11 protein-coding genes are annotated in these 13,101 nt (G+C 43.1%); 4 read left to right on the top strand and 7 right to left on the bottom strand.

Going from position 1 to position 13,101, the window contains the following annotated elements:
* The first annotated feature begins 56 nt into the window (after nucleotides 1-56).
* Both QNH43_RS26190 and QNH43_RS26195 read left to right on the top strand, forming a co-directional pair.
* The gene (locus QNH43_RS26190; protein ID WP_434060145.1) at nucleotides 57-2,279 is read left to right on the top strand and encodes an MMPL family transporter; all 2,223 of its coding nucleotides are present in this window, start codon (nucleotides 57-59) and stop codon (nucleotides 2,277-2,279) included.
* Nucleotides 2,280-2,462: 183 nt separating this feature from the next.
* A complete protein-coding gene (locus QNH43_RS26195; RefSeq protein ID WP_076368266.1) occupies nucleotides 2,463-2,996 on the top strand; it encodes a YceI family protein in 534 nt (177 codons plus the stop codon).
* A gap of 266 nt (nucleotides 2,997-3,262) precedes the next feature.
* On the opposite strand, the gene QNH43_RS26200 is transcribed toward QNH43_RS26195, so the two are convergent.
* Both QNH43_RS26200 and QNH43_RS26205 read right to left on the bottom strand, forming a co-directional pair.
* Entirely contained in the window at nucleotides 3,263-4,318 is a 1,056-nt protein-coding gene (locus tag QNH43_RS26200; protein WP_283916273.1) for a FecCD family ABC transporter permease, read from the bottom strand.
* Entirely contained in the window at nucleotides 4,315-5,319 is a 1,005-nt protein-coding gene (locus tag QNH43_RS26205; protein WP_283916274.1) for a FecCD family ABC transporter permease, read from the bottom strand. The genes QNH43_RS26200 and QNH43_RS26205 overlap by 4 nt, the downstream gene beginning before the upstream one ends.
* Before the next feature lie 65 nt (nucleotides 5,320-5,384).
* Between QNH43_RS26205 and QNH43_RS26210 the strand changes: the two genes are divergently transcribed.
* Entirely contained in the window at nucleotides 5,385-5,507 is a 123-nt protein-coding gene (locus QNH43_RS26210) for a hypothetical protein (RefSeq protein WP_283916275.1), read from the top strand.
* On the top strand, nucleotides 5,500-6,489 hold the full coding sequence (locus QNH43_RS26215) for an ABC transporter substrate-binding protein (protein WP_283916276.1): 990 nt from the start codon (nucleotides 5,500-5,502) through the stop codon (nucleotides 6,487-6,489). The genes QNH43_RS26210 and QNH43_RS26215 overlap by 8 nt, the downstream gene beginning before the upstream one ends.
* Nucleotides 6,490-6,553: 64 nt before the next feature.
* On the opposite strand, the gene QNH43_RS26220 is transcribed toward QNH43_RS26215, so the two are convergent.
* From QNH43_RS26220 to ftsE, 5 genes are all read right to left on the bottom strand, one after another.
* Nucleotides 6,554-7,747: a PDZ domain-containing protein gene (locus QNH43_RS26220; RefSeq protein ID WP_283916277.1), complete on the bottom strand. Its 1,194-nt coding sequence runs from the start codon at nucleotides 7,745-7,747 to the stop codon at nucleotides 6,554-6,556.
* A 441-nt stretch (nucleotides 7,748-8,188) separates the two neighbouring features.
* Entirely contained in the window at nucleotides 8,189-9,613 is a 1,425-nt protein-coding gene (locus QNH43_RS26225) for a S41 family peptidase (RefSeq protein ID WP_283916278.1), read from the bottom strand.
* Nucleotides 9,614-9,753: 140 nt separating this feature from the next.
* Entirely contained in the window at nucleotides 9,754-11,145 is a 1,392-nt protein-coding gene (locus QNH43_RS26230) for a murein hydrolase activator EnvC family protein (RefSeq protein ID WP_283916279.1), read from the bottom strand.
* Nucleotides 11,146-11,240: 95 nt separating this feature from the next.
* Nucleotides 11,241-12,134: a permease-like cell division protein FtsX gene (gene ftsX / locus QNH43_RS26235; RefSeq protein WP_283916280.1), complete on the bottom strand. Its 894-nt coding sequence runs from the start codon at nucleotides 12,132-12,134 to the stop codon at nucleotides 11,241-11,243.
* Complete coding sequence (gene ftsE / locus QNH43_RS26240; RefSeq protein WP_076368273.1) at nucleotides 12,124-12,810, bottom strand: cell division ATP-binding protein FtsE; 687 nt, start codon at nucleotides 12,808-12,810, stop codon at nucleotides 12,124-12,126. The genes ftsX and ftsE overlap by 11 nt, the downstream gene beginning before the upstream one ends.
* Nucleotides 12,811-13,101: the final 291 nt, after the last annotated feature.

Here is a 13,101-nt window from a genome sequence, read left to right on the forward strand (position 1 = left end):
AGCGCTCCATTATAATGAACTAAGGATAAAAAATTTTAAAAAACGGGGTGCCTTCATTGGACGAATCAATATTAGGGAAACTTGGCAGGATGATGACTGGAAAAACCAGTCGTTGGGTTGTCATTGCTGTATGGATAATTGCAGCTATCGCATTAACCTTCACATTGCCTGCCGTTAATGATCGAACAGCAAATAATGCCGCAGACTTGCCTGAAGACTCACCTTCTGTCGTGGCTGATGAACTTATTAAAGAAGAGTTTCCAAAATCCTCTGGATTACCTGCCCTCCTTACATGGCATCGGGAAAGTGGACTGACAGAGGCCGACTTGGCTGAAATCCAGTACCTTTCCAAAGAACTGACAGATAACCCATTGACACAGCAATCCTTTTTACCGCCGCTTCATGAAATTCCGTTGCCTGCTCTTCAAGGATCGGTTTCAGAAGACGGAACGACTTTCGTACAGCCGCTTTTCTTTAAAGAAAAGACCGAGACTGAAATTCTCGAAAAAAATCTTGAAAGCATTAATGAAGCTGTATCTGAACGCATTGGATCGGACCCATTCAAAGTCCCGACGGATTCAGGTGATTTATCCCTTCGAGTGACAGGCCCTGTAGGGATATCCGTCGATGCAACGGGTTTATTTTCAGGTGCTGATTTCAAATTGCTGTTAGCGACGGTAATACTAGTACTTGTCGTGTTATTACTCATTTACCGCTCTCCTCTTTTAGCCATCATTCCTCTAATCGGAGTGGGCTTCGCCTATATTGTCACGAGCCCGATTCTAGGATTCATGGCAGATCATGGTTGGATTACAGTCGATTCACAGGCAATTTCAATCATGACCGTATTATTATTCGGTGCCGGAACGGATTACTGTCTATTTTTAATTTCTCACTACAGAAGTGAATTAAGGAATCATGAAAGCAAACGGAAGGCCATGATCGCCGCATTTAAAGATTCATCAGGCGCCATTGCGATGAGCGGCCTTACGATCGTCATCTCCCTGCTAACATTGCTTGTAGCCAAATACGGAGCCTACCACCGTTTCGCTGTACCATTCAGCTTGTCCATTTTTATCATGATGCTCGCAGCTTTAACACTTGTACCGGCATTGCTTTCTGTATTCGGAAGGGCTTCCTTCTTCCCGATCGTTCCGCGTACACCTGAAATGGAAGAAGCACGGGCTAAGAAAAAGGGAAAAGCCGTCAAAAAGCATAAAGAAGGCCGCATCGGTAACTGGATTGGTCATATCGTCACGACCAAGCCATGGACTGTCATTCTTACATGCCTGGTCATCTTCAGTGTTTTAGCTGGATATTCTTCACAAATAAAATATTCATATGATATTCTCTCCTCCTTCCCTGAAGATATGAACTCCCGTGAAGGCTATTCTGTCATTTCCGATTCGTACTCACCTGGCGAACTGGCACCAGCCACAGTGGTCATCGATACGGATGGTGAAGATATCGATTTAGCGCCGGCATTAGAAGGAATGAATATTGTTGAAAGTGTTGCCGATCCAGTCACAAGTAAATCCAATAAAGATTTGCAATCCTATGAGGTCACCTTCAACTTGAACCCATATGCTATCGAGGCCATTGATTCCATTCCGGAAATCCGCAAAATGGCGGAGAGAGAACTGAAGGCCGCCAATATATCTTCCGTTGATGAAAAGGTTTGGATTGGCGGGCAAACTGCGACGCAATTCGATAAAAGGGATACCGTAAAATCCGATGAATTCATGATCATCCCGATCATCATCGTCCTGATTTCCTTGCTCCTTTTAGCGTACTTGCGATCTGTGATAGCCATGGTGTATTTAATGGGGACAGTCATTCTCTCATTCTTTGCCGCTATGGGCTTAGGTTGGTTAATCCTGCACTATTTCATGGGTGTAGATGCCATAGAGGGGACCATTCCACTTTATTCTTTCGTATTCCTGGTTGCACTTGGAGAGGATTATAACATTTTCATGGTTTCAAGCATTTGGCGTAAGAAAGAAACAATGCCAATCAAGCAGGCCATCAGAAAAGGCGTTGCCGAAACTAGCGGAGTCATCACTTCTGCCGGAATAATCTTGGCAGCCACTTTTTCCGTTCTAGCCACACTTCCGATTCAAGTATTGGTTCAATTCGGTCTCATTACTGCTCTTGGTGTCTTAATGGACACATTCATTGTGCGCCCGTTCCTTGTTCCTGCAATCACCGCCCTACTTGGCCGCCGTGCTTTTTGGCCGAGTAAAGTGACCAATCAAGAAGAGAAAGAGCATGCCAATTAATATAGGGAGTCTTCATAAGACAAAAACCCTGTGCCCCATAAATGCACAGGGTTTTTCATGTTTTCAAAATTAAGGAAAACTTTCAGTTGACACTATTGATTTAACCTCTTATAATTACATTAAGTTAAGATATCTCAAATTAAAGATATATAAATTCAAGATTAATAATCAGGAGGAATAAACATGACAAATACAAAATGGACAGTCGACCCTACTCACAGTGCTATAGAATTTTCCGTAAAACATATGATGATCGCTAAAGTAAAAGGAAGTTTTAATAAGTTTGAAGCAAGCATTCTAGCAAACCCATTGGATCTAACGACTGCAGAAATCGATTTTACCGTTGATGTGGCCAGTATCGACACACGCAATGCAGACCGGGATAATCACTTGCGTTCCGCTGACTTCTTTGATGTAGAAAACAATCCTACATTAACATTCAAATCAACAAAAATCGTGAAAACGAGTGAAGATGAATACGATGTAACCGGAAATGTGACTCTTAATGGAATCACACAAGAAGAAACTTTCAGCATCACCTTCGAAGGCCAAGGTAAAGATCCATGGGGAAATGAAAAAGCGGGATTTAGCGGAAAAGGGAAAGTCAAACGCAGTGATTATGGTCTAACCTATAACGCGGCATTAGAAACAGGCGGCGTACTGATCGGCGATCAAATCACGCTTACCATCGAAATCGAAGCAGCTAAAGAAGCTTAATGAAAAAAAAGCGAGCCTGCCTACAGTTTTTTTATGTTTAGTACAATTCGAACGTTGATTTCCACTTCAGGCACTCGCTTTCCACGGGCGGTCCGAGGGGAAAAAAAGAATATGGGCTATGGTTCTAATGAAAAGTCTGCAATTTCTCTAAATTTGGTAAAAACAACAGAAGGGGTTTAGGAAGGCCAATCCAAACCCCTTTTGTCTACAAACTGAAGAAGCAGCCATCCTCTAGGGATGGCTGCTTCTTTCTGCATTTTCCGGATTTACGAATTCCTCGTTTTATATAGTAAATAAATGAAGTATGGTGCCCCGATGCTCGCTGTGAAGACACCAGCCGGTATTTCCAAAGGTGAGAATAAGGTCCGTCCAATCAAATCCGCCACCATAACCAGGATGGCCCCAAGCAAAGCTGAAGTGGGCAGTAACACACCAAAACTCGAACCAACCAATCTTCTGGCCATGTGGGGTGCCATTAATCCCACAAATCCTATTCCGCCGGCAAAGGCCGTGGATCCACCAATCAAGGCCGTACTGATCATCAATAATGCAAACCGCTGTTTTTGGACATGGCCCCCAAGCCCCGTTGCAAGGTCATCGCCAAGCTCCTGTAAATTAATATTCCTGGCATACAGGAAGGCGATTAACAGGAATATAATCGTCCATGGTGCCAGTACAGCGATATTATTCCAGGTGGAGTTTGACACTGACCCCGTGATCCAAAGGTTGGCCTGGCTCGCTTGATAGACTGGGCCAAGAATCATCATCATCGTAGTGAATGCCTTCATTAAAGCCATCACCCCAATCCCGATCAACACAAGCCTTATCGGGGGAACTCCATTTTTCCAGGCTAATGAATAAACAAGAAAGGCCACGACCGTCGCCCCAATGAATGCAGCTAACGGCATCCAATTGATGCTCACCGTTAAAGAATGATTCTTATCGCTAAAAATGGCCAGGAATCCAACGACCGCTACAGTCGCTCCTCCTGTTATCCCCAAGATATCCGGGGAAGCAAGTGGATTTCGAATCATCCCTTGAAGGATCCCTCCAGCTACGGCAAGGCCCATCCCTACCAGCAGGGCAACAATTATTCTGGGCAGGCGGAAAGATTGGATGATAAGCCGATCGCTCTCCGTCCCCCCTCCGATAAAGACCTGGAGGACACTTAACGGATTTATATTCATTTCACCCACTCCAGTACTGATCACAAACACTAGTGAAGTGGCTAAAAATAATATGAAAATCACGATCATCGCTTTTTTATCCATCAAGAATGATATTTTTTCATTAAACAAACGAAAACTCTTATATGGCTTCATCGACCGCTGAACCCCTTTCTAGCAATATAAATAAAGAATGGGGTCCCGATTATGGCTGTCATGACTCCAACCGGAACTTCTCGAGGCATCAGGATATACCTGGACATGACATCGGCCGCAATCAAAAGCACCGCCCCGAAAAGTCCAGAGAAGGGAATCAACCAGCGATGATCGATGCCTACTATAGCACGGGTAAGATGCGGAACGACGATTCCTATAAAGCCAATCGGACCCGCAACCGCCACTGATCCGCCAGCGAGCAGTATGATTGCCAGTCCCAGGACCAGCTTAAGGAAAACTATATTCAGTCCAAGGCCTTTTGCAACATCTTCACCCATTGATAACACATTCATTTTACCGGACATGATCAAGGCAATGCCCCATCCTACGATAAGATAAGGCAGGACGGCAACTAAATTGTCCAGACTTCTACCGGAAACCGATCCGGCAAGCCAGAATAGGACTTGATCTAAAAGAGCCTCATTGGAAACAAGAAGACCTTGGGTAAGTGAAGCTACCATGGCCGTCATGGCTGCACCAGCCAATGTCAGCTTCATCGGTGTCAAGCCGCCGCGTCCCATGCTTCCAATCATATATATGCTTATCGCGGCTATGGCCGCCCCCATGAATGACAGCCATGTGAATACTTGAAGATTGCTTATCCCAAACACGGTGACCCCAGTGACAACCGCCAACCCCGCCCCAGCGTTGACCCCGAAGATATCTGGAGAGGCCAGTGGGTTTTTAGTTAGCGTTTGCATCAAAACCCCCGAGATGGCTAAACTTGCACCAATTGCCGAAGCAATCAGGGCACGCGGAAGTCTGACTGATTGAATGACGATGTGTTCATTCGTCCCATTGAAATGGGTAAAAGCATCGATGGCCATTTTCCATGTCGTATCTGTATAACCGTATACAATGCTTGAGCACAGTAAAAACAGCAGCAAAAGAATGGTAATGAACAGCCCCATCCATTTCTGCCATGCATATTTTAATAACATATCAAGTTACCTTTCCAATCACGTTTGTATAGTAATATTTTACTGGTGGCAACGGGATGATGTCAATGAATTTGAGAATCATTTTCATTTATATATTGACAGAAAAGTATATTCATTTTATGATGATGCTGTTAAGTGCGAATGATTATCATTTGCTGAAAAATTGGGAGGGATACATAGATGTTTAGATTTAAGTCATTATTAACGATTTTTACAATATTTGCAGTCTTTCTTCTGGCAGCTTGCGGGAATTCGGATGATAAAGCCGATGGAAATAAAGCTGAAGACAAGAAAGAGGAGAAAAGCTACACAATTGAGCATGCCATGGGCACTGCCGAGTTGAAAGAAACGCCTAAAAGAGTGGTCGTTCTGACAAATGAAGGTACTGAAGCATTGCTTGCTTTAGGAATTAAACCTGTTGGTGCCGTTCAATCATGGCTTGGTGACCCTTGGTACGACCATATTAAAGATGATATGGATGGGGTCGAAGTTGTTGGTGTTGAACATGAAGTTAACTTAGAAAAAATCGCATCACTGAAGCCTGACTTGATTATCGGAAGCAAGATACGCCAAGAGGCTGTTTATGATAAATTAAATGCGATCGCCCCTACCGTTTTCTCGGAAACGCTAAGAGGAGATTGGAAAGAAAACTTTAAACTATATGCAAAAGCCTTGAACCTTGAAGAAAAAGGTAACGAAGTAATTGCAGAATTCGATAAAAACACAGAAGATCTTAAAGCTAAATTGGGTGATAAAGTAAATCAAGAAGTTTCCATTGTTCGTTTCATGGCTGGAACTACTCGTATTTATTACACAGATTCATTCTCTGGAGTGATTTTCGATCAATTAGGATTTAAACGTGCAGAACAACAGAAGGAACTATTCACTGCAGACAATAAATTAGGTAACCTTGCCATTGAGGTAGGGAAAGAAGTCATCCCTAAAATGGATGGAGATATTCTCTTCTACTTCACTTACGCTCCTGAAGGGGACAAACAGGCCCTAAGCACAGCAAAAGAATGGACTAATGATCCACTTTGGAAAAACCTTGATGCAGTCAAAAGCGGAAATGCCCATGAGGTTAGCGACGCAACTTGGAATACAGCTGGCGGAGTAATAGCAGCTAATAAAATGCTGGACGATATAGAAAAGATCATGCTTGAAAAGTAATATTTTGAAAAAGGCCTTTCTCGATCTATTCGAGAAAGGCCTTTTATTTTATATTAATGTATCATTAACCCACTTGTCCGCTTTCCTTTAATTGATCGTCTACGAACAAGATGCCCAATTCGTAATGCTCCCCGTCAAAAAGAGCTCTTTGCACAAAACGGATCTGTTCATTATTATCGATGACCTCAAGCTTGCAATGTGCCCGGTTTATTTGGAGCGCCCTGTATAACTCTTCTTCCTCCCTGACGACGACCCCATTTATTTTCGAAATGACCTCGCCTTTTTGCAACCCCATTTTATCTGCCGGAGATTGAGGGATAACGCCCAAGATCTGGACACCCAGCTTACTTTTCGAAAAATAAAAAGGAAGCTTTTGATCCATTGCCTTTTGGGTATAGTGCAGGAGTTCACGACCAAGGATCGCTAAAACAGCCGTTATGATTGCCAATGGAGGGTACCAGTAACCCACTGCCGCCAATAGCGTAATCACGATTCCCAATGCCCCTACCTTTTTACCTTGCGCCCTAATGGCCAGTTCCGGAAGCGTCCCATGAACTTTTTGCTTAAAGCCGATTAACATGGGCAGTACGATCGGCGATAGGGACATATCCCCGATTGAAAAAACCGGGTACCATTCGAAAGGCACTGGAAGTTGTCCTCCAGGTATCATGACGAACATGGGAATTAGCCAGATTCGCTGTGAAACATACACACCTATCGGCTGCCCCCTCTTGGATACCTCCAACTGAGGAGAGACCTTTTCACTTCCATTGCCAGCAATCAAAAACCCTTCAGCAATCAGTAACAAACCTATCAAAATAACAAGTGTCGGATATACGGACCGATCCAGCTGATTAAAGGCATCCTGTAATAAAGTCAGCTGGATATCACTATCATATAAAAAGAAAAGGATAAAGAAGGTGAGTCCCACTGTATAAACGGGGGAAACAAACCTCTTTTTCATGGATAGCATGGACAAAACCGTAACAACTGCCATGATGAACAGAGCCGCTAAAGGAATGGCTAGTCCAGCAGCCAGCGTGAGGAAGGAAAGGATCAATCCCCATACCAAGCCTTGAGGTAACATGGAACGAAGCTCCATGGAAAAACCGTAAATCTTCGTATTGAAATCATGGCGTTCCCGTTTAACGCGAAGATAGCCGATGAATAAACAATAGGCAATCGAAACATAAAGCAAAGGATGAAGGAAGAGTTTTCCTAATCCCATTAAGCATGCAATCAGCCAATCCGTTGTCAATTTCTTTCCACCATCCTCAAAAGTAATCAAAATTTTGTCAAATTTCGTTCTGGTCAGTTACCTCCTATTCTATCAAAAATGTAACCTTCATGCCTATTAAGATGCAGAAAAAGTAGCTTTATCTTAAGTTTCCCCTATACTGCCTTCATGTTCGCAGGCGGGGCTCGATCAAATGCAAAGGCTCTTTTCATAAAGATTGTTGTTTTTAAAACGAAACAATTTAAGGTTGATTGGAGCGCAAGTGCGAGACTCCTGCGGGAGCAGCGGGACAGGTGAGACCCCATAGGCGTTTACGCCGAGGAGGCTCACCGTCCGCCCCGCGGAAAGCGAGCATCTGGAGGGGAAATCAACCACACCGCTTTACTTGGTAAATAGCAACAAAGTAAGCGAAAACAGCCAATACAAAAGAGGCACCGCTCCAAGGGGAACGGTGCCAGCAATTTATTTCACTAAATAATTCAAAGCCGTACGTAACTGAATATCATTATCTTCATCCTGGATCTTATCCAGAATGGCGGATTCCAGATGTGCTGCGGTTTTAGCGTCCAGTTCACCCGTAACTTCCAGTCCAAATTGTTTTTGGAATGCCTTTACTGCAATTTCTGTACTCCAATCATAATATCCATCCTCACGCCCCGGTTCAAACCCGAGTCCTTTCAGAATGCTTTGGGCATACTGGATTTGTTCATCATTCATATCCCGCTGCAGCACCTTCTCGATTGCCAGCTGATGTGCATCAAAATACTCCGGTTGTTTCACTTTGATTGTCGGTTCGATCCCTTTTTTATGGATCCAGTTCCCTGAAGGCGTCAGCCACTTATATAACGTAAGTTTAATCTTACTGCCATCACCCATTGGTACAGCTTGCTGTACAGTGCCTTTCCCGAAGGTCTTCTCACCGACCAATGGATAGCCTCCCGCCTCTTGCATCGCTCCAGCTAGGATTTCCGAGGCTGAGGCACTGCCTTTATCCGTCAACACGGCAATGGGATAAGCTTTCGCTTTCTTAAGGCTTGTAAAAAACGATTGTGTTTCTCCCGTCCTTTCCGCAATTTGCAAATAGGGTTTGTCTTTTGTGATAAATTCGCCAAGAATCGTTTCCACACTGGAAAGAAGGCCGCCTGGATTGCCGCGTACATCTATGACCAAGCCCTTGATTCCCTGCTTTTCCAGCTCCTTCAACTGCTTTTTGAAATCAGTCGCAGTATTTTCCGAGAATGTGGTCAACTCGATATAACCGATTTGTTCTCCGGCGACTTCCTTAATTGATGAAAATACGGTATCCAACGGGATTTCGGCACGCACCATATTGAATTCTAGAGGATTGTCCACCCCAGCCCGCTTTATTTCCATTTTGACGGGTGAACCTTTTTCGCCACGGATTTTCAGGCGTGTTTCATACAGATCCAAACCTTCGACACTCTCGCCATTCACCTTAAGGATTTGATCTTTCGGCTTTAATCCCGCTTTTTCGGCAGGTGAATCTTTGTAAGGAGAAACAATGATGACCTTACCATCTTCCATTCCGATTTCAGTCCCAATCCCTTCAAAGGATGAGTCCAGGGTTTCATTGAATTGCTTAGCGGTCTCCTTGTCCATATATACGGAATAAGGATCCTTCAACGCTGACAGCATGCCTTGGATGGCACCCTCGACCAGTTTGGAACCTTCCACCTGTTCTACATACTGACTTACGATCAAACCGTAAGCTTGTTCAACTTTTGCCCATTCTCTATCCTTCGATATTGCTTGGCTTTCATCCTTTACTTCATTCTTGGCCGAGAAGCTTGTCCAATATATGCCCCCCACTGCTCCAATGGCTAGTGACATGATGATTGCTAGAGGAAGTACCCATTTTTTGACCATATTTATCCCCATTTCTGACCTGATATGTATTTCACTATATGAGGGGAGTGGAAATAATATGCTTATAGATAAAATTGACACCACAAAAAAACAGACAAGGAATTTAATCCTGGTCTGTTTTCTCATTGATATATTGGGTATTAATTAGGTATATAGTCTAATGGATTAACAGCATTTGACTTGCTATAATTCCATGGGCCTTTATGTAGCTCAAAGTGTAAATGCTGACCGAAGGAATGTCCTGTGTTACCCATGATGCCAACTTGTTGACCTTTGGCAACTACAGCACCTTCGCCTACCTGTCTAGAACTTAAGTGTGCATACACAGTAGTCCATTGCTGGCCGCCGATTGAATGGGTAACGAAGACGACGTTACCGTATGAACTGGAGAAGTAAGAACGGCTTACGACCCCGTCGGCTGCCGCTACAACTGGAACCGTTCCGCTAGCAGCGATATCGATGCCGGCATGCTGTTTATTCCAGCGTTCACCCATTGTTGAAGATACATATCCTGCACTTGGTCTAGTGAATGTACCAGATGATACAGCTGGCGCTTGACTTACATTAGACGAAGATTGTGAAGATGGTGATGAGCTGTTGCTTTTTGCACTATATCCTGAAGAAGTGGATTGCTTTTTAGTTTCGGATGCTTGTGATGCTTGAGAAGCTGCTTGTGCTGCCGCTTGCGCTGCTTCTTGCTCTGCACGTTTTTTCGCTTCGGCTGCCGCTTTTTTACGGGCTGCTTCCAATTCGGCAAGACGTTGATGCTCTAAGCTGATGGCAGATTTGATTGCTTTTTCTTGAGCGGCAAGATTCGCTTTCTCTTCCTCTAGACCCATCTTCTCGTCTTCATGCTTTTTAGTTTGTTGCTTTAATTTCTTAACCAAAGCATCCTTTTCTTGCTTCTGCTGTTTTTGCTGCTTTTGAATTTCCAATAATTCAGCTTTTGCCACTTCTAAACTGGCTAGCTTCGTTTCTACTGCTTTTTGCTTTTCTTCTAGATCCTTTTTATCCAGCTCATGCTGCTTTAAAATATCGCGGTCGGCTTCAGCGATTGTCGCTACAGCTCCGACACGGTCAACTAAATCCCCAAAACTGGATGATCCGAATAATACTTCAAGGTAGTTCACGTCCCCGCCAGTCTCCTGGAAAGAAAGGGCCCTTTCCTTCAATACTTCATTACGTTTGGCGATCCGCTCTTTTAATACTTTAATCTCTTCTTTCAATGCCTCGATTTCTTTTTTCGTTTGTGTAATTTCAGCATTTTTGGCATCGATCTTTTTTGCGGACTCGGCAATTTTCGCTTCAAGGGCAGCGATTTGATCTTCTGCTGTCATTTGCTTATCCTGCAGGTTATCGATTTTCTTTTCCGTTTCGGAAATATTCGATTCAACACCGGAACGTTTTTCCTGGATGGATTCTTTCTGTTTTTCTAAATTCGAAATCGACTCAGCATAAACCGAAGGTGCCGCTAGAATGCTTCCCAACCCGATCATGATGGAGGCATTCATGGCAATGATATTTTTTTTCAACGTTTCATTTCCCCTTTCAACCCGTTACATCCTTGCCTTGTAACGTCTCTCTATTTATGTCTGGCTTCTTTTGGCTTTCGAGTAAAGATTCACTTTTATACTTTCAAGAACTTCCTGACGGACATCAAGCTGCCCCATATCCCGATAACGGCACCAATTACGATGAGGATGGCCGAAACTTGATAAATAAATGGATTTGCAGGCAGGAAATCTATGAATTTGAACGTGATTTGCGGTGCTGCATATTTATATAGATTGTAGTAGAGTACTGCTATCAGACCTATCGGAATGATGGAACCAAGGACTCCCAACCAGAGACCCTCCAAGAAGAATGGCCAACGGATGAACGTATTCGTCGCTCCTACCAACCTCATGATCTCAATTTCTTTTCTTCTGGCTACAATGGTAATTTTAATCGTATTCGAAATCAGGAACATTGCAGTAAATAGTAAGCCTACAATAAGAACGATCCCTATGTTTCTAGCAATATTAACAAAGCTGAATAGTTTCTCGACGTAGCCTTGTCCATATTTAACACTTTGGATATACTCCAAACCTTCGATCTTTTTTGCCACCTTGATGACATCTTGCGGGGATTTCGTTTTGATAACATAAACGTCCCTTAATGGATTATCCTGTTCAAATGGTTTAAACGCATCACCATTATCTCCCAAATCATCTATTAAATTGGTAAGCTCTTCATCTTTTGGAGAGAAAATCACTGATTCTATGCCGTTCATCTCCGTAATTTGCTTACCAATAGCTTTTATATCGTCATCATTCGCCGCATTATCAATATGTGCCCGAACTTCGACATCTTTCTCCACATTTCCCGCGATATGATTTAAATTCATCATGAGCACTAAAAAGACGCCAACCAATGTTAGAGTGACCGTTACTGCACTGACTGAAGCAAACGTCATCCATCCATTACGGCCAATATTTTTAAAACTTTCACGGAAGTGACGGAGCAATGTTCTAAATTTCATATCCGTAATCACCTCGATGTTCATCGCGAACTATTTTTCCACTTTCAATGGCAATGACACGTCGTTTAATATTGTTGACGATGTCCCTATTATGAGTGGCCATGACAAGCGTAGTTCCGCGTTTATTAATTTCTTCAAATATGTTCATGATTTCCCATGATGTTTCGGGATCAAGATTACCTGTAGGCTCGTCGGCTATGACTACCTTAGGGTCATTGACGATCGAACGGGCTATTGCAACCCTTTGCTGCTCCCCACCGGATAACTCGGAAGGCAGCATCCTCGCTTTATGTTTAATGCCAACCAGATCGAGAACTTCCATGACTCTCTTTTTGATTTCTTCTGGTTCCTTTTCAATAACTTCCATGGCAAAAGCTACATTTTCATATGCAGTGAATGTTTGAAGGAGTTTAAAATCTTGGAATACCATACCGATATTACGGCGGAATAGAGGAACTTTCGAATTGCGGATACTTGGAAGGCTGAGGCCATTGACCAAGATATTACCGCTTGTAGGCTTTTCTTCCCTATACATCATTTTGATGAAGGTCGATTTTCCGGCACCGCTCGGACCCACTACATAAACGAACTCGCCTGCCTTTATTTTCACATTGATTCCATTAATGGCAATTACGCCATTTGGATATGTCTTTTTCACATCTATCATTTCTATCATTCTAAAACCACCTAATTTGCTTGGATTATCACTATGTACCAACAGCTTTTTCGACAATTTTCACTGAAATCTGACAAGAATCTCTCTTACTTGAGCACAGAAACATTATAACATCATATTTTGTCAAATTAAGCATAAATAATATTACAGTTTCATTTCAGTTAGACATATATCAACATCTATGTAATAATTCCAGGATTTGATTGCTTGATAAGGGATTAAATGTGAGTTGTTCCGAGGTTTTAAAGGAGTCTAAATGAAACGTCCTGCTGAAGCAGGACGTTTGTCGAT

It is taken from the genome of Peribacillus simplex, from assembly GCF_030123325.1.
In the GTDB taxonomy this organism is placed as follows: Bacteria; Bacillota; Bacilli; order Bacillales; family DSM-1321; genus Peribacillus; species Peribacillus simplex_D.